The organism is Streptomyces sp. CNX435, assembly GCF_059570575.1.
On record NZ_JCANTA010000009.1, the window covers coordinates 1 to 17,520 of the forward strand.

Consider the following 17,520-nt stretch of genomic DNA (forward strand, 5'->3'; position numbering starts at 1 on the left):
CAATACCGGTAACTTTGGGGGGGTTCAGTCGTTGTTGGTGGTGTGCCGAGAGCTGGTCAACTGAAGTCATCTGGTGAGCGGTTGTCCGACCGAGTCGCGGTCGGGGTGCTGACCCAGGCGTTTCCTCAGTCTCTTGTGGACGAGGTGTTGGCGGAGACGGGTCGGGTGCAGCAGCGGAACCGGCTGTTGCCGGCCCGGTTGGTGGTCTACTTCGTGTTGGCGATGTGCCTGTTTTCCGGGCAGAGCTATGAGGAGGTCGCCCGGCTGCTGACCGCGGGTTTGCAGGGTGCGCGGCGTTGGCGTACATCGTGGGTGGTGCCGAGTACGGCGGCGATCTGGAAGGCCAGGTCCCGGCTGGGGGTAGCGCCGTTGCGGCAGTTGTTCGCGCGGGTGTGTCGTCCGGTTGCCACACCGGACACTCAGGGCGCCTTCTACCGCGACTGGCGGCTGACCGCGATCGACGGCACCACTTTCGACCTGCCCGACACGAAAGCGAACGTGGAGGCGTTCGGCCGTCCGCCCCGCTCCGGGCGCGGTGAAAAGGACGTCGGTTACCCGCAGTTGCGCATGGTCGGTCTGGTGGAGTGCGGCACTCACGCCGTCTTCGACGCCGCGCTCGCAGCTCTTCGCACCGGAGAGCAGACTCTGGCCCGGGCGGTCCTGGGGTCCCTGCGGCCGGGGATGCTGCTGCTGGCCGACCGCGGCTTCTACAGCGTGGACCTGTGGCGCAAGGCCGCGGCCAGGGGGGCGGACCTGCTGTGGCGAGTCCGCAAAGACCTCGTACTGCCGGTGGTCGAGCAACTGCCGGACGGCTCGTATCTCACTGAGATCTTCGACCGCACCGACATCCACCACACCCGTCGCGGGGTACCGGTACGCGCGGTGGAATACACCATCGCCGGCCGTGAGGGCACCTACCGGCTCATCACCACGATCCTCGACCCGGACAAAGCCCCTGCCGCGGAACTGGCCGCCCTCTACGCCCAGCGGTGGGAGTTCGAATCCACCCTCGACGAGATCAAAACCCACCTGGGCGGATCGCACCTGGTACTGCGTTCGCAGCACCCTGACGGGGCCGAGCAGGAACTCTACGGCTTCCTGCTCGTCCACCACGCCATCCGGCACCTGATGCACCAGGCCGCACGACAAGCCGACCGGGACCCCGACCGGATCTCCTTCACCCGCTCACTGCGCGTCGTGCGCCGCCAGGTCACAGACCAGGCGGCGTTTTCCCCCCGGCCGCCTCGCCCACGCGGTCAAAGCCACCCACGCTGAACTCCTCGAACGCCTCCTGCCACCACGACGCCGCCGGAGCAACCCCCGCGTCATCAAACGCAAAGTCGCCAACTGGCCCCTCAAACGCGCTGCCCACCGCGTCGCAGACCGCCCACGTGTGCCGGCCGTCACCATCATCGACGCCACCAAACCCAAACGGGTCAGACGCACACCAAAGCCGTAAGTTACCGGTATTGCGGCTAGCGTGGAAAGCGAGGCTTCGAGGATCGCGGAGGCAGGGATTGGTTCCTGCCTCAGTCACGCCCGCGATGTCGCGAGGAGTCTGGTGTGCCGTGTGCCGTGCGCCGTTGGTCGCCTCGTGGCGCCCTTTCGTGATCGTCGCTATGTGCCGCGGAGCATCTCCGCGAGTCGCGACAGCGTGCCCTCGTTGCGTTTGTAGTGGATCCACTTGCCGACCCGTGTGGCCTGTACCAGGCCTGCCCGCTCGAGGGTTGCCATGTACGAGGAGACTGTCGATTGCGCCAGCCCCGACTTGGCCTGCAGATGGCTGACGCAGACTCCGACCTCGTCCCGGTCGGCTATTGGCTCCCACTGAGCGAACTCGCAGTGAGGGTCCCGCAGCCAGTCCATGATTTGCAGCCGTGCAGGGTTCGCCAGCGCCTTCAAGGCCTCGACCGCAGCCAGAGGGGGCTCGTTCTCCGCGTCGCCTCCTGAGTTCGTTGCCTGTGACGTCGCCACGGTCGCCTCCTCGCCTCTCACACACCATCGTATCTCGATGTGACGAACCGAGTTCGCCCCCAGCCACACATTGACACATCGCGATATCATGATATGATCGTTGCGTTCACGCCCCTCCGGTATCTGCCGCGCAACTGCCGTCCGCCGCGAACACCGGGGATACACAAGAGGAAGTACACGATGTCTGAGAGCAGCAAGCCGTTGATCGTCGTCGCGGGTGCCACTAGCAAGCAGGGAAGGAGCGTCGCCACCTCCTTGCTTGAGAGCGGCAGGTTCCGAGTGCGAGCCCTGACCCGAGACGCCGGCTCTGCCCAGGCCCGGAGCCTGGCAGGACTGGGAGCGGAGATCGCCGAGGTTCCTCTCGCGCCGGGTCACCAGCGCGAGCTCGTCGACGCGTTCAGATCGGCCGAGGGGGCCTTCCTGATGACCCCGCCCCTCGCGCCGCCCTCCGAGGAGTTCCCTCTCGGGCGCCAACTTGCCGATGCAGCGGTCGAGGCCGGAGTGACACACGTCGTCTTCAGTGCTCTCGAGAACGTCGACGAGCGGTCCTCGGGCACCAAGTACGCCCCGCACTTCACCGACAAGGCGCTCATCGCGGAGTACATCCGGACTCTGCCGATCGCGCACACCTTCATCATGCTCTCGTTCTTCTACACCAACGTGCTGGAGTACTACCCCCCGCGCATCGATGGTGACACGGTGCTCATGCCTTTCTACCTCCCCGAAGACTTCCGTGCCCCGTTCGTGGACCCACTCACCGCGACCGGGCCGGCCGCCCTCGAGGTGTTCTCCAACCCCGACACCTACCACGGCGCCTGTCTGCCGGTCGTGGGGGACGTCATCTCCCCAGCCGAGATGGTCGAGGAGTTCTCCCGCGTCACCGGACTCAAAGCCGAATACCGCAGCGCCTACTCTCGCGAAGACCTGCTGACCTACTTCCCCGCGCTGGGAGAGAACCCTCTGCTGGTCGACGAGACCCTCGGCATGGTCCAGTACGCGGTCGAGCTCGGATACTTCCGAGACGACCGCGACACGACGTGGAGCCGGCGCATCGATCCCAACACGCTGAGCTGGGAACAGTTCCTCCGCAAGACCGACTGGCACGGCCAGCCGGTCACCTTTGGTCACTAGACCCATCGCCGACGAGATCAGACACGCGCCATTCGGGAAGGCCTCGACGTTGTCTGAGCCCGTGGCGCGTGCCGCTGCGCGCTGCCATCACACCAACACCTACTGCGTGAACTGCGACCTGCTCGTCGGTCTCGACGATCTCCACGTGATTGACGTCGACCGGGGTGATGGCGACCGATTGACTGTTCGGGTCGAGTCGGCGCGGATGGTGATGGGCTGCCGGACCTGCGGCGCGATCGCTCACTCCCACAGTCGACGCGAGGTGGTCCTCATCGACGCACCTTGCTTCGACCGGCCCGTGAAGATCGTGTGGCGCAAGCGGACCTGGCGCTATGTCGAACCGGCCTGCCCGGTCGGCACGTTCACCGAGCAGAACCATACGGTGGCCGAGCCGCGGGCGCTGCTCACCGTGCGGGCGTGCTGGTGGGCGATCCGACAATTGCGGCGTGAGCACGCCTCCGTGCGCGGGATCGCCCGCCAGCTCGGCACGACATGGAACACGGTGTGGACCTCGATCCGTCCCCTGCTCAAGGCGATGGCCGATGACGACACGCGGTTCGACGGGGTCACCCGGCTCGGGGTCGATGAGCATGTCTGGCACCATGTCAGCGAACGACCCATCGACCAAGGGGGTCGCGGGCCGAAGATGCTGACCGGGATGGTCAACCTGACCACCGACGCGAAGGGAAGGACACGAGCCCGGCTGCTCGACCTCGTCCCGGGCCGGTCCGGGCAGGCCTACGCCGACTGGCTCGAAGAACGCGGACCGGGCTTCCGTGACGGGATCAAGGAAGCGACCTTGGACCCGTTCCGCGGCTACAAGAACGCCATCGATGACAAGCTCGAGGATGCGACTGCGGTCCTGGATGCGTTCCACGTCGTCAAGCTCGGTTCCGCGGCCGTCGACGAGGTCCGTCGTCGCGTCCAGCAACAGATCCATGGCCACCGGGGCAGGAAGGGCGACCTGCTCTACGGCATCCGCACCATCTTGCGCTGCGGGGTCGAGAAACTCACCGACCGACAACGAGCGCGACTCGACCTCGCGATCGCCGCTGACGAACGCCACGACGAGGTTCTCGTCGCCTGGCTCTGCGCCCAGCAACTGCGAGCCGCCTACCAGGCCGACAGTCCCGCCGAGGGACACAAGATCGCCGAGAAGGTCCTCGCTACCTTCCCGACGTGCCCGATCAAGGAGATCAAGCGACTCGGCAAGACGCTGCAGCAATGGCGCGAAGCCTTCCTCGCCTACTTCGACACCGGCCGCGCCAACAACGGCGGCACAGAGGCCATCAACGGACTCATCGAACTCCAACGCCGCATCGCACGAGGCTTCCGCAACCGCGATCACTACCGACTACGCATGCTGCTCATCGGAGGCGGACTCACCAGCCCCCACCTGAAGTAGGAAGAGCCCGTTATCTACGATGAGGAGTGCAAGGGTGCAGGCGCGCGCCGTTTTATCGATCCTGAGCAGATCGCGACAACCCTCAGTGAATTCGATTCCCTGTACCGCAAAGGCGAGGATTTCTCGGCGTTCTTCCAGCGGGAGATCGCCCCGCTCGGACCGCCCACCGTTAGCTGATACACCAACCAGTGCGCGGCAGAGTGAGGAGCGTGCGCCGTGGATCCGGAGCTGACCACGCTCGCGCAGAACGCGAGCCTGACCCTCGTCGCTCTGATGGCGACCGACGCCTGGGAGCGCACCAGGGACGGAGTCGTGGCCCTCTGGCGGCGGGCCTGGCCCGAGCGGGCCGACGCGGTGGCCGCCGAGTTGGACGGCGCTCAGGATGATCTGGCAGCGGACCTCGTCACCGAGGACGAACTGGCAGCCGAGTGGCAGGGTCGGCTCAGGCGGCTGCTGATCGGCCGGCCCGAGGCAGCGGTGCAGCTACGGAGCCTGCTGAACGAACTCGCACCCGACGCGGCACACGTCCCGTCCGTCGCACAGCGCGCCACCGCCTCTGGCGACTCCAGGATCTATCAGGCGGGACGCGACCTGCGCATCAGCGAGCGATGACTGGGCCGACCGAGGGCCACGCGGAGGACAATGGGCGGGTCTTCCAGTCAGGTGGGGACCAGCACATCACCGAGCACCACCACCACGGCGATGGCTGGACCGCCGGTGCAGGGACGGCACCGGACTCCGTACGGCGACCGGCCGTTGGGCGCCCTCCGGTGGTCTTGCGTGACCGGGTGGAATTGCTCGGGCGGCTCCAGGCCGCCCTCCAAGACGGCGGGGTCAACCAGGTCTACGTGCTGTACGGCCTGGGCGGCTGCGGCAAGACCGCCGTTGCCTCCGAGGTCTTCCGTTTCGCAACCACCGAAGGCGACCGGATCGGACTGTGGGTCAACGCCTCCGACCTGATCTCACTACGCGCTGGAATGCTCGCCGTCGCCGCGGACCGAGGCGCGAGCGAAGGCGAGCTCACCGCGGCGCGCAGCGGGCTGCGGGCCGCCGCGGATCTGGTGTGGGAGCGGCTGGATCGGTCCGGCCAGCCGTGGCTACTGGTAATCGACAACGCTGACGACCCGGCCATCCTGCGCGACGGCGGCTGGCTACGCACCAGCCCGCGTGGCACCACGGTGGTGACCACCCGTCACGTGGCCGCGCACTGGTGGCCCGGTGCTGAGCTGCATCACGTGGGCGTACTGCCGCGGGAGGACGCGGCACGAGTGCTGTGCGATCTGGCCCCGGAGAGCGGGCCGGTGGAGGAGGCGGCCGCGGTCGCGGACAGACTCGGCCGGCTGCCGCTGGCGCTCACCCTCGCGGGCGGCTACCTGGCGCACCAGGTGATCGCCCCGTGGAGTATGGCGGAGTACGGGCGGGCCCTCGACCGGGGTACCGCGGTGGATGCCATCGAGCTGCTGGACCAAGGGGCCGAGTACGGCAGCGGCCATGATTCGCGTCATCTTGCCAGCAGCACGTGGGAGCTGTCCCTGGACGCACTGCGCACCCACGGGCTGTCCGAGGCCACGAACCTGATCCGGCTGCTCGCCTGCTGGTCCCACGACCCGCTGCCACTCAACCTGCTGGCCGGTGAAGCCATCGATGCGGTACTGCCCCGCGCCCGGGTGGAGATGGCGCTGCGCGGACTGCTCGACCATTCACTCACCCGACTCGTACCCGGCCCGCCCCGCTGTGTGCGCACCCACGGCGTACTGCTCGACAGCATCGCCAGGAGCACCCCGGCAGACCAACGTGACCCGCTTGTCCGCGCCGCCGCCGAGCTGATCGGCACGGTGCTGCCCGACGTGACGCAGGCGTGGGCACGCGAGGACCCGCCGCTCGCCCAGTTCGCACCGCACACCCGGGCGTTGCTGCGCCGGGCGGGTCAGTGGACCGAGGCCGGGCCGACGACCGTGGCACGCGTCATGGGCTGCGCGTTACGGCTCGTGGTGGCCCTGCACCGGGCCGGCGACTACACGTCCGCGCTGTCGGTGGCGCAGGATGCGATCGAGTGCGGGACGCGGTTGCTGGGAGCGAACCACCCTGCGGTGATCGTGGTCCGACAACGGGTGGGGCGGGCCCTCTACCGGCTCGGACGGTATGAGGAAGCAGAGGCGGCCCACCGCCTCGTCCTCGCTGACTGCGCCGCCGCGTTCGGCGCAGATGACGTCGAAACACTGGAGAGCTGCATGGGGTTGTCCGCTGTGCTGTTCTGGGCGCTCGACCAGAAGGAGGAGGCAGTAACGCTGGTGCAGCGGGCAGTCGAGGGCCGGACCGCCACCCTGGGCGGGGCCCACCCGTCGACACTCCTTGCGCGGGCCAACCTGCTGGAGTACACGGTCGCCCAAGAGCTGGACCCGACTGCCGGCCCCGAACTGCTGGCTGACTGCCGCAGCGCGGTCGGCCCCGGACACCCGATCACCTTGGCCGTCGAACTCAACTACGCCTTCGCCCTCATCGTCAGCGGTCATCAGCGCCAGGCCCTGCCCCTCCTCCGCGACGCGGTCCCGGCCTTCGAGCGCGCCTACGGACCAGACCACCCCAAGACCCTCGCGGCCCACTCCTTGCTGAGCCGAGCCCTCGGCGAGCTTGGTCTGCACGAAGAAGCGGTGGCGCAGGCCGAGTTGGTGGCTGACGCGCGTGCGCGTGTTCTTGGACCTGAACACCCATGGACAGCCTGGTCCCTGAAGCGGCTCGCGGAGCGGCGGCGAGAGGGCCGGACAGAGCCTTGACCGCTCCACAACTGCGGCCACGCCCTGCACCGGCACGCCCTGCACCGGACCGCCTGGCGCCGCCGTCACCAAGCAGCCGTGGCAGCCTGGCACCAGCAGCGACACCGCCGGCGGGACCTGCTGTGACCGGAACTGTGGCTGCCGCATCATCCCCCCGGCTCGGTGCGGACGGGCTTGGGCGGCGTGGGCTTGAGGTGTTCCAGCGTCATACGGGCCCGGCGGCGGTCCATCCGCCGATGCATCGCGGTCGCGACGGTCGCGGCGAGATGGCCGTCCGCGTCTCCCACGGCCACGGTGACGAGTCCGTCGCCCGGCCCGCTACGGAACGCACGTACCACGGGGACGATGCCCTCGATCAACTCCGGGAGACCATCCGCTCCCGGCGGCAGGGGGGAGCACGTGTCACAGAGGGGGATGCTGGTGAGGTCATCAGGTTCCAGCTCCAAGGAGTCGCCGAACTGACGCAGGTCGAGCGTGATGTCCGCGGCGGGGATCGGACCGTGCTCGTAGGTGAAGCTTGTGAAGTGGACCGCCGCGAGCAGTTCCTCGGCCAGGTCGCCCGCTGCCGGGTGGCGGTCCGGATGCTCGGGGTTCACCGCTAACGTCACCTGCCGCTGCCGGGCGGTGCTCTTGACGTTGTGATTGGTCATCGCTCTTCCCTCGTCTCTTCGTGTGGAGCGGGGTGGTCTCCGGGACGCGTACGCGGCGTGCCCGGTGTGTGCCGGCCGCGGGCCCGGAGCGGGCAGGCCGTTGCGGGGTCCCGCGGTTCGCGGCCCGCTGCCGGGAGGGCGGGCCGTCCGCCCTCGGGGAGAGGGCGGAGTCCGTGAGGCGGTCGGCGCCGGTGTCAGAAGCCCGGCTCGTCGCCGGGACGCCGGCCCGCGATCCGGCGCAGGGCCCGGTACAGGGCCTCGCGGAATTCGCGGTCCGCCCGCTCAGGAGGAAAGAGCAGGTGGGCCTCCAGTCGGTGAGCGACCCGGTTGGCGATGCGCTCCTCTTCCTCGGGGGTCAGCTCGCGCGGCGGCGACAGGTGCACGGCGTGGGGATGCAGGTACAGCGCGGGGCACTCGCGGCAGGCCCGCGCCGCTTTCAGAACCCACCGCACCCTCGCGAGTACGTCACGGAAGCGATTCATCGCCCACCGCCCGATGCCGTGTCGGCGGAATGCCCGTACGACGACGATGCTTTGGCAGCGGGGATAGCCAGCTGCGCCCACACGCTGGTGCCCGCGAGCCTTCGGACCGCGCCCCACCGATCCGCCAGTTCTCCGACCAGGAACAACCCGCGGCCGGAGAGGGCGAGCGCGTCGCCTCCGGCGGCCCCGTGGGTCTGGCGGTCGATCCAGCCCTGCCGGGACGGTCCCTGGTCGATCACTCTGATCGTCAGCCGCCGCGACTCGCGGCCGGTGATCTGGACGGCCACGATGATCTGCGAACTGTCTGTGTGCACGCAGGCGTTCGTCGTCAGCTCGCTGGCGATCAACACAGTGTCGTGGCCCGGGTCAGGCGGGATCCGCCAGGCGGCCAGCCAGGATCGGACGATGTTCCGAGCACACGCGGGCGTCGCAGTGGAGCCGCCGGGCAGGACAACGCACGCTCGTTGACGGCCGAGTCGACCGGCCGCCCGAACCACGAGGAGATAGTGGGTGACGTCGGCGACGCTCACGGCCCGTTGCCGGATCACGAGCACACCCGCCCTTCGGGTGCTGACGCCTCCGGAACGCGGGCCCACCCCGGGCGAGCCGGCACGTCACGTCGTAAGGCCCTGGTCGTGCGTCGAACGGCAATGCAAGGCGCATCACGGTAGGTCCTTCGGGGGCTGCTCTGACTCGGCATCAGCGGCCTCGGCTTCGGTCGGAGGGGCGGAGGCCAGTCCCCACAGGGGGGCGGGAGTGCGGGCCTCCGCCGGGCCAGCGATCCGGCCCGTACAGCGGCGGGCGTAACTGTGCGTCACAAACGATCATTGCCTGATGGGCAGTCACGTCCGCCGCGACCCATCATGCTCCTTTTTCGCTTGGACGTGCAACACTTTCAGAGAAGAGCCAAAAAGGGCGGGAACGTGTGTGTGCATGGCCAACAGTGACGCGGGCGTGTCAGACTGCGACTATGACGCAGAAGAGAGCGACCCCGTCAATCAAGAGGCGGCGTGTCGGTGCCCAACTCCGCCAGTGGCGCGAGGCAGTTGACATGCCGTCCGGCGACGTTGCTCGGGCGATGGGGTGGAGCCAGGCACGCTTCTCGCGCGTCGAGCGCGGCTATTACCGCATCTCGCGCAACGAGGTGTTCGACGTGTGCGCGAAGATCGGTGTTGATGACCTGGAAGGCGTGGAAGAGGTCGCCCGCGTCGCCGAGGAGCCGACCGGCAAGGGCTGGTGGGCCTCGTACGCCAACAAGGCGGGTGTCAGCGAGCAGTACCTCGATTTCGTCGAGCTGGAGGCTGAGTCTGAAACCATTCGCATCGCTCACCCGAACGTCATCCCGGGACTCGTCCAGTCCCCCGGCTACGTCAGGGAGATGCATTCGAGTGCTCGGTCGAAAGATCCGGAGTCACTGATCGCTATTCGCTTGGCCCGACAGGAAGTCCTCAGTCGCGCCAAGTTCCATGGGCTCGTCCCTGAATCCGCCTTCCATGCCCGGTTCGAGTCCAGCCCTGGACTTATGAAGGACCAGCTCCGCAAGCTGATCGACGCCTCCAACATGGAGAACGTCACCCTCCAGATCCTGCCACTGGCCGCGCATCCGTCCTATGGGTCAAACGGGGCGATGACGATCCTCTCGTTCCGTCACCCGTGGACGCCCGTCGCCTCCGTCGACAACCCGATGGGCGGGTTGCACACAGTCGACGCGGATCAGGTCGCCTATCTGGAAGCCGAGTTCGAGGACATCGCTTCCGCAGCACTCACCGTGGACGAATCACGGGATCTCCTCAACGAGCACCTGGAAGGACTGCACCAGTGACCACCAGCAACGGACGCTCCATCACTGCGCCACAGCTTGAAGGGGCCGTCTGGAAGAAGTCGTCCTACAGCGGAAACTCCAACGGGCAGTGCGTCGAGGTCGCTGCCCTGACCGCTACGCCGTTCGTCGGCAAGCGGGGCGTTCGTGACTCGAAGGACCCTGAAGGTCCTGCCTTGCTGTTCACGCCCGAGGCGTTCAACGGATTCATCGCGGCCGTGAAGAGGAACGAGTTCGACGCGCCCTGACCTGACTCATCCGATGAGGAGTGGCCCGCCTCCCCGCCCGTGGCAGGGGAGACGGGCCACTTGGGCGATGCGTCCGATGCGGTTGGGGCCGAGGCTCAGCTTGACTCTGTCGGGGATCTTGGAGTTTCGCGACGCGGCAGCATGATCAACGGGCATGCTCGGTTGGTTCCGATGACCGATGCAGCCGTCGAGGTGCCCGTTGTCCCTGCGTCCCCGTTCCGGTGAGCAAGTCCCGCCTCTGACCGTGCAGATCGCGCGGGCGAGCAACCCGAACGGCACGACGGCGATATGGGTGCGCGACCGGCTGGACGGGCTGTGGCGCGATGAGGACTTTGCCGACTGGTACCCGCGCGACGGGCGCCCCGGCCTCTCGCCCGCCCAACTGGCCACCGTCTGCGTGCTGCAGTTTCTGCTCGGTTTGTCGGACCGGCAGGCCGCCGAGGCGGTCCGCTGCCGGATCGAGTTCAAGTACGCGATGGCCATGGAGCTGGACGACCCCGGCTTCCATCACAGCGTGCTGGCCGACTTCCGTGAACGCCTCGCCGAGGGTGATCGCGCTGACCGCCTCCTCGACCTCACACTGGCCCGCCTCAAGGAGGCCGGCCTGGTACGCGAGCGCACCACACAGCGCACCGACTCCACTCACGTCCTGGCCGCGGTCCGCAATCTAACCCGTCTGGAGCTGATCACCGAGGCGGTCCGCGCCGCGCTGGAAGAAGTCGCCGACACCGCCGGTCATCTGCTGGACGAGCTGGTCGACGAGGACTGGGGACGTCGCTACGGCCGTCCGGTCCGCCTGGGCAAGAACCCCACGAAGCCCAAGACCAGGATCATGGCCACCGGGAACGACGCCGTCCGGCTCCTGGAACACCTCTACCGGCACGGAGTGGACCGAGCGTCCGGCCCCCGTGTCCAGGCTCTGCGCCAGATCATGGTGCAGAACTATCACCGCGACGCCGCAGGCCGCCTGCGCTGGCGCACCGCCGAGACCGAGGACGGACCCGGGCTGCCGCCCTCGTCCCGGGTGATCGTCTCTCCCTCCGACACCTCGGCCCGCTATGCCCGTCACGGGCACATCATCAGCTGGAAGGGGTTCTCCGCCCATCTGACGGAGACCTGTGCTCCTGACGGACCCAACGTGATCACGGACGTGGCCACCACCGCGTCCACCACCCACGACAGCAAGGTCCTGCCCGGCATCCACGCCCGCCTGCACCGCCGCGGCCTGCTGCCCGCCGAGCACCTGGTCGACAGCGGCTACACCTCCCTGCCACACCTGGAACAAGCCGCACGCGACCACCAGGTCACCGTCTCCGGGCCGCTGCGGGGCAACCCCACCCGGCAACACCGCCGAGGCGAGGGCTTCGCCCGCGACGACTTCCACATCGACTACGACCGCCGGCAGGTCACCTGCCCCCAGGGGCAGGTCAGCCAGGGCTGGCACGGCCCCTACCCGACCTCCTCGCCCACCGCGGCCCCACTGATCGTGGCACGATTCACCAAGAGCCAGTGCCACCCATGCCCGGCCCGCGCCCAGTGCACCACCTCCCGCGAGAGCACCCGCACCGTCGGCTTTCCCCCGCGAGAACTCCGCGACCTGCAACTCCGTGTCCGTGCCGAGCAACAGACTCCCGAGTGGAAGACCCGCTACGCGGTCCGCTCCGGAGTGGAGGGAACGGTCAACGAGTTCGCTCACGGTCACGGCATGCGCCGCTGCCGCTACCGAGGACAGAGCAAGGCCCACGTCCAGCACGTCCTGACCGCGATCGCCATCAACATCGAGCGCCTCAGCGGTCTCCCACCGACTGACGAAGCACCCCCTCCCCGCCGACCGACCGCCTTCCAGAACTACCTCGATCAGCACCAAATCCCCCGGCCGAAGTCCTGGCGCACCCTGGGCACCTGACCTCGGCAACTCCAAGATCCCCGACAGAGTCAAGCTAAGGGTGACGTGCCGACGTGCGCGTCGGGTCATGGGCATCGCTCCCGGGCATCGTGCCTTCCGGCGGACGACTCGGGCGCCCTCACGGCGGCGGAGGTGGGCGGGCGCCTGCACGTGAGTCCGGCGGCAGTCTCGCGTGCGGTGCGCTACCTCGCGGCGGTCGGCCTCATCACCGTTGAACGCGAACCGGGCTCGCGGCGCGAGCGGTACCGGATGGGGAGCGGCCGCTGGAGAGCGCTGGTGGGACTACGTCAAACGCCGCGACGAGGCACAAGCGGCGGGGGAGTGACGGGCCCGGCCGATCTTGCGCGGTACGGCGCCCGGCGGCCGGGTGGGGGAGTCCACGGGGCGGGGGCGTCGGGCATGGCGGCTGAGGTGATCCTTTCTGCTGGCCGGAGAGATGATCTCGGCCGGCCTGTCGTGCCAGGGTTGCAGGTCGGTCGGCGGCCGGGGTCCGTCAGGAGCCCATCTCGCCGGGAAGGCCCTGCGGGAGGTGTGGGGTGCCGGGGTGGTGAACCATCGGGCGGGTGGATCCGTGTTGATGGTGCGCCCTCCGCGCCGATGCGGGAGGCGGTGGTGATGGTTGGGTATGGAGAGGAGACTGCTGTGCCGGCTGAGGAAACAGTGGCGCGGACCGACGATGAATTTGTGGCTGCGTTGCAGGCACACGACAATGAGCAGGCCGAGAGGGGCGTGCCGGCCGAGAACCGCACATTGCCACCTCAGAAAACCCCCGTGGGAAGGCTTCTGAACCGTGCGGCGCCCCGGAAGGGCGCCTCTCTGCCACCGCGTACGGCGCAGTGGCTGAGGGAGCACGGACATGAAGCCCGGGTGGTGCCAGCGGACGACGACTCCGAGAGGATCCATTTCCTCCCTTCCAGGAGCAGGCTGCCGCCGCTGACTGATGCTGAGTGCGTGGCTGCGTTGCAGGCACACGACGATGAGCAGGCTGCGATGGGCGTGGCGGCCGAGGACCGCACATTGCCACCTCAGAGCAACCGCGTGGGAAAGCGTCTGCACGACGCGAGGCCTCAAGGGACTTCCACTCTGCAGCCGGATACGGCGCAGTGGCTGAGGGAGCACGGACATAAAGATCGGCTGGTGGACGCGCCTAGCAGGCACGAGAGGAGGTTCAAATTTCGTCCCAACAAGAGCAATCAGCCGCCGCTGACTGATGCTGAGTGCGTGGCTGCGTTGCAGGCACACGACAATGAGCAGGCCGAGAGGGGCGTGCCGGCCGAGAACCGCACATTGCCACCTCAGAAAACCCCCGTGGGAAAGCGTCTGAACAACGCGGCGCCCGGGAAGAGCTCCTCTCTGCCGTCGGGTACGGCGGAGTGGCTGAGGGAGCACGGACATGGAGACCGGCTGGAGGTCGTGCGCGCCAGGCCCTGGATGTTCAAGTTCCGGGGCAAACCCGAGGCTGAGGCGCAGAGCGATCCCGGGCATGCGTCGCATCGGGGGCCGGCGGAGTCTTCCCGTGGCGTGGCGTCAGGCGCGGCAGAGTACGGCGGTGACTACGGGGCCGGTGCCCCGCAGCGCCACCCGTTGCCGGAGGCTGTGGCTCCGGGTCTCCAGTGGCCCGGGTACGGTCTGCAGCACGGTGCGCCTGCAGGGTACGGCGCCGCCCCCGGGCCCGGTGGCCCCCAGGGCGCCCCGCACGATGGACGGCTCTTTCCGCCGATGCGGCTCCTTCCGCCGGTGCGGCACATTTTGGACGGCACGCTTGACCAGGGAGATCCCATGCATCTCCCTCCGCTGCGCGGCGGTCCCTCCGCCGCCCGCCCGTCTGGGGAACAGGCTCCCGGAGACTACCGCCGCTACTCCCCGCCGCCCCCGAACGCCGGTCCGCAACGTGGTGCTCCAGCGCGCTGACGTGCCGGACGCCGCACAGCGCTCCGCAGGCCGGCATCCCACCGTGAAGCCGGGGCCGCACAGGCCAGACCTACCGAAACGGTGCCGCAGCCACGACCGCCTCCTCCGCGGCCTGCGCGCCATCGGTGAACACGCCGCCGCCACCCCCAAACAACGCTGGCGCGCCCTTCAACACGTCACACTCAGCCCCAGCCGCATCGGCACCATCGCCCAAGCCGCCCTCGTCCTCAACAACACATGAGACCAAACTCGTTGAGAAAACCTGAGAAGCCGTATCTCAACCGATCTTGGAACGTGTGGATCGAACGGAGTTCCTGGTCGGGTGATCTTCCGGCGGTTCGCGCATGAAGGCAGGGCCTCCTGGTAGCTCGGGGGTGCGACCCCATTCCGAGCGGTTCCCGGAGGCCCTGTTGTCGTTGTTGTACGCGCCCGAGCCCGTTGACTTCAACTCGCCCGCTGTGTCGTGCGATTGCCTCGCGCATGTGTACGGCAACGCGGCCGATCATCCCGATCGGGTGCGCCGGTATCCGTCGGACATGACGGACGCGGAGTGGGCGGCCATCCGGCCGTTGTTGCCGGTGCCGGCCTGGCTTCAAGGGCGGGGCGGACGGCCCGAGGGCTACTGCCACCGGCAGTTGCTGGACGCGATCCGCTATCTGGTCGCGGGCGGGATCTCGTGGCGGGCGCTGCCCGCGGACTTCCCCGATTGGGGCCGGGTTTACGCCTTCTTCCGCCGCTGGCGCGAGCACGGGCTGATCGCCGAGTTCCACGACCGGCTGCGCGGGAAGGTCCGTGAACGCGAAGGCCGCGAGGCCGAGCCCACGGCCGGTGTCATCGACGCGCAGTCGGTGCGGGCCGCCGCGACGGTGCCAGCCGCCTCACGCGGCTACGACGGCGGGAAGAAGGTACCGGGCCGCAAACGGCACATCGTGACCGACACCCTCGGTCTGCTCCTGGTCGTCTGCGTCACCGCCGCGAACATCGGCGACCGCGACGCCGCGGCGGGACTGCTGACCCGGCTGCGCCGCCTGCACCGCGACATCACCCTCCTCTGGGCAGACGGCGGCTACACCGGCGGCCTCGTCGGCTGGTGCCGGGACAAACTCGCTCTGACCTTGGAGATCGTCAAGCGCACCGACGACATGACAGGGTTCGTGGTGCTGCCGAGGCGGTGGGTGGCAGAGCGCACGTTCGCGTGGCTGATGAACTCCCGCCGTCTGGCCCGGGACTACGAGACCCTGCCCGCCACCAGCGAGGCAATGATCCGGTGGTCGATGGTCACGCGGATGAGCCGGCGTCTGGCACGGCCACGGGCCGCCGGCCGGCACTGAACGCCCCCGACGCCTCCAGGAGAAGCCACCCGCGCTCCGCCAGGCGCCGGGCTTTCGACCGCAGCCCCTCAACCTTCGCCGGCGTCGCCCCAAGGCCCAGCTCCACCGCGATCTCCTTGGCTCGAAGCGGCCCCTGCCCCGTGGATCGCTGCTGTTCCAGCACCCCCAGAATCCGCTGATAGTCCGGCGCCAGAACCGTCACCGGCAGTCCTTCCCGCCAGGGCGGCACCGTCGAGCCCGCCACCGGCGCGAGCGACGGCGCCGCTTCCTCCTTTGCCTCGGTCGTGGTCACGGCAGTGGACTCGGCCGCAGCAACTGCCAGGGCCTCGAGCAGTTCCTCCCGCGCGATCACCTGCCGGTCCAGCTCGATCTCCGCGGCCTCCAACACCTCAGCCAACCGCGCGACTTCCTCCCGCAAGCCCTCCACCCGCACCCGGGCAGCCGCCTCTCGCTCCTCCAGCATTCCCAGCACCGACGCCACCGCGCACCCCTCGACCATGAAGCGGACACAAGACGTCGCGATGCCTCCCTCAACCCGAGCGAAACCATGCCTCACCAGCAGGAATCAAGGGATCACGTTCGGTTGAGATACGGCTTCTCACGCCAGGTCATGCAGCCCTACGGTCCCCGGATTGCGGCCGGTCGGCCCACTGCTCGATCGCTCGCACGTGAGCTGGGTGCAGCCCTTGTCGGGGATTTGGCTGGACGAGCAGAGTCGGCATTCCTGCTGCGGTGCGGCGGGCCGCCCATTCGTGGTCGAGGGCGGTGAAGTCGTCGTCGATCCAGGCGGCCGGGGCGTCTCTGAGCCACTGTCGACGTAGTCGCGCTTCCACAGGTATCCGTTGGGGTGGCTGGTGGTGATCGGCAGCCGGGGGAGGTCGAGATGTGGGAAGGCAGGCAGACCGAGGAGGGGCCCGATGAGGCGGGGAGCGTCCTGGCGCCAGCTCGTGCACCAGGCCGGGGCGGCCAGCCCGGTCTCCAGTAGGCCACGGATCAGCGGACCGTGCGCGGGGTTGAGCCAGACCGTGACGGGGTCGTCGGTAGCTCGTCCGGCCGGGAGGACGTCGTGGCAACGGTGCGTGTGCGGGGTGCTGCCGTCGGCAGCGGGGAAGGGTATGAGGACGCCGTCGATATCGAGCAACAGGTGCGGCAGGGGCATTACTACCTCCACGGCTCGTGGGTGAGGGTGTGAAGCTCACTGCTTGCGCGCGGCGATCAGAAGGGTGGTGGGCCAGCGGCCGGGACGCGGGTCGTTGAACTCCTGGGTGGAGGTCACGGCGAGGCCGGCGTCGGCAAGGCGGGCCGCCCAGCGTTTCGCGTCGAATTCCCAGCGGGTCAGTGGCAGGCGGGTGTGGTCGGGCAGGGTCACGAAGTCCGGGCGGGGGTGGTCGTCTGCGGCCGGTTGGCGGCCTCGGCGCGCGGGATGTGGCACTGAGAAGGCGAGGGTCCGGCCGGGTTTGAGGTGTGCGGCGATGGCCGGGAGGAGAAGGTTCGGCATGACGAGGCCGATGGCTCCGAACACCGAGTAGATCGCTTCATATTGCTGCTGGGACGCCTGCAGAAAGTGCAGGGCGTGGCCGGCGGCGAAGGTGGCGCCGCTGATGTGTCCGTAGTGTGAGCGGGCTCGGCGGATTTGCAGGCCGATCAGGTCGACGCCGGTGGCGTGGGCGCCGCGGTGGGCGGCCAGGTATGCGACGTTGTGGCCGGGGCCGCAGCCGAGTTCCAGCACCCGGCGCCGGTACAGGTTCGGGCCGAGGATTTCGGCGCCGGGGCCTTGGCCGGGGCGGGTGGTCCACTCCATGCGTGCAGGGGCAGGCAGCGGCTCGGCGGGACCGGCGGCGGTGCGCTGCGCGGCGTGGGCGAACCAGGGGGAGGCGTGGGCGGGCATG

The 17,520-nt window shown here is 68.7% G+C and carries 16 protein-coding genes and 1 pseudogene; 10 read left to right on the plus strand and 7 right to left on the minus strand.

Annotated elements, in window-relative coordinates:
- Window positions 1-42: 42 nt before the first annotated feature.
- Entirely contained in the window at window positions 43-1,275 is a 1,233-nt protein-coding gene (locus T328_RS16810) for an IS4 family transposase (protein WP_496496366.1), read from the plus strand.
- 342 nt (window positions 1,276-1,617) lie between these two features.
- Here the strand turns inward: T328_RS16810 and T328_RS16815 are convergent, their stop codons facing one another.
- Entirely contained in the window at window positions 1,618-1,866 is a 249-nt protein-coding gene (locus tag T328_RS16815; protein WP_078559792.1) for an ArsR/SmtB family transcription factor, read from the minus strand.
- A gap of 288 nt (window positions 1,867-2,154) precedes the next feature.
- On the opposite strand from T328_RS16815, the gene T328_RS16820 reads away from it, so the two are divergent.
- The 4 genes from T328_RS16820 (at window position 2,155) to T328_RS16835 (ending at window position 7,284) form a co-directional block, all read left to right on the plus strand.
- Window positions 2,155-3,105, plus strand: a complete 951-nt coding sequence (locus tag T328_RS16820; RefSeq protein WP_496496875.1) for an NmrA/HSCARG family protein — start codon at window positions 2,155-2,157, stop codon at window positions 3,103-3,105.
- 106 nt (window positions 3,106-3,211) lie between these two features.
- Window positions 3,212-4,510 carry an ISL3 family transposase gene (locus tag T328_RS16825; RefSeq protein ID WP_496496876.1) on the plus strand — a complete coding sequence of 433 codons (1,299 nt, stop codon included), beginning with the start codon at window positions 3,212-3,214 and terminating at the stop codon, window positions 4,508-4,510.
- 216 nt (window positions 4,511-4,726) lie between these two features.
- Window positions 4,727-5,122 carry a hypothetical protein gene (locus T328_RS16830; RefSeq protein WP_496496877.1) on the plus strand — a complete coding sequence of 132 codons (396 nt, stop codon included), beginning with the start codon at window positions 4,727-4,729 and terminating at the stop codon, window positions 5,120-5,122.
- Window positions 5,119-7,284, plus strand: coding sequence for a tetratricopeptide repeat protein (locus T328_RS16835; protein ID WP_496496878.1), 2,166 nt, complete (start codon window positions 5,119-5,121; stop codon window positions 7,282-7,284). The genes T328_RS16830 and T328_RS16835 overlap by 4 nt, the downstream gene beginning before the upstream one ends.
- Window positions 7,285-7,430: 146 nt before the next feature.
- On the opposite strand, the gene T328_RS16840 is transcribed toward T328_RS16835, so the two are convergent.
- From T328_RS16840 to T328_RS16850, 3 genes are all read right to left on the minus strand, one after another.
- Window positions 7,431-7,934, minus strand: coding sequence for a hypothetical protein (locus T328_RS16840; protein WP_496496879.1), 504 nt, complete (start codon window positions 7,932-7,934; stop codon window positions 7,431-7,433).
- A gap of 194 nt (window positions 7,935-8,128) precedes the next feature.
- Complete coding sequence (locus T328_RS16845; protein WP_496496880.1) at window positions 8,129-8,386, minus strand: hypothetical protein; 258 nt, start codon at window positions 8,384-8,386, stop codon at window positions 8,129-8,131.
- A gap of 26 nt (window positions 8,387-8,412) precedes the next feature.
- Window positions 8,413-9,012 carry an ATP-binding protein gene (locus tag T328_RS16850; protein WP_496496881.1) on the minus strand — a complete coding sequence of 200 codons (600 nt, stop codon included), beginning with the start codon at window positions 9,010-9,012 and terminating at the stop codon, window positions 8,413-8,415.
- Window positions 9,013-9,386: 374 nt separating this feature from the next.
- Here T328_RS16850 and T328_RS16855 point away from each other — a divergent pair, with 374 nt between their 5' ends.
- The 5 genes from T328_RS16855 to T328_RS16875 all read left to right on the plus strand — a co-directional run bounded on the left by T328_RS16855 (window position 9,387) and on the right by T328_RS16875 (window position 15,631).
- The gene (locus tag T328_RS16855) at window positions 9,387-10,238 is read left to right on the plus strand and encodes a helix-turn-helix domain-containing protein (RefSeq protein WP_496496882.1); all 852 of its coding nucleotides are present in this window, start codon (window positions 9,387-9,389) and stop codon (window positions 10,236-10,238) included.
- On the plus strand, window positions 10,235-10,483 hold the full coding sequence (locus tag T328_RS16860) for a DUF397 domain-containing protein (RefSeq protein ID WP_496496883.1): 249 nt from the start codon (window positions 10,235-10,237) through the stop codon (window positions 10,481-10,483). Before T328_RS16855 ends, T328_RS16860 begins: the two co-directional genes overlap by 4 nt.
- A gap of 244 nt (window positions 10,484-10,727) precedes the next feature.
- Complete coding sequence (locus tag T328_RS16865) at window positions 10,728-12,389, plus strand: IS1182 family transposase (protein WP_496496884.1); 1,662 nt, start codon at window positions 10,728-10,730, stop codon at window positions 12,387-12,389.
- A 150-nt stretch (window positions 12,390-12,539) separates the two neighbouring features.
- Window positions 12,540-14,300 (plus strand): hypothetical protein, encoded by a 1,761-nt coding sequence (locus T328_RS16870; protein ID WP_496497067.1) that lies wholly within the window; start codon window positions 12,540-12,542, stop codon window positions 14,298-14,300.
- A gap of 536 nt (window positions 14,301-14,836) precedes the next feature.
- Window positions 14,837-15,631: an IS5 family transposase gene (locus T328_RS16875; RefSeq protein ID WP_496496885.1), complete on the plus strand. Its 795-nt coding sequence runs from the start codon at window positions 14,837-14,839 to the stop codon at window positions 15,629-15,631.
- Here the strand turns inward: T328_RS16875 and T328_RS16880 are convergent.
- From T328_RS16880 to T328_RS16890, 3 genes and pseudogenes are all read right to left on the minus strand, one after another.
- Complete coding sequence (locus T328_RS16880; RefSeq protein WP_496496886.1) at window positions 15,579-16,130, minus strand: hypothetical protein; 552 nt, start codon at window positions 16,128-16,130, stop codon at window positions 15,579-15,581. The two genes, T328_RS16875 and T328_RS16880, sit on opposite strands and share 53 nt — an antisense overlap.
- Window positions 16,131-16,239: 109 nt before the next feature.
- Window positions 16,240-16,790 (minus strand): annotated as a pseudogene (locus T328_RS16885) (HAD domain-containing protein).
- Window positions 16,791-16,826: 36 nt separating this feature from the next.
- Entirely contained in the window at window positions 16,827-17,519 is a 693-nt protein-coding gene (locus tag T328_RS16890) for a class I SAM-dependent methyltransferase (RefSeq protein ID WP_496496887.1), read from the minus strand.
- Window position 17,520 lies beyond the last annotated feature (1 nt).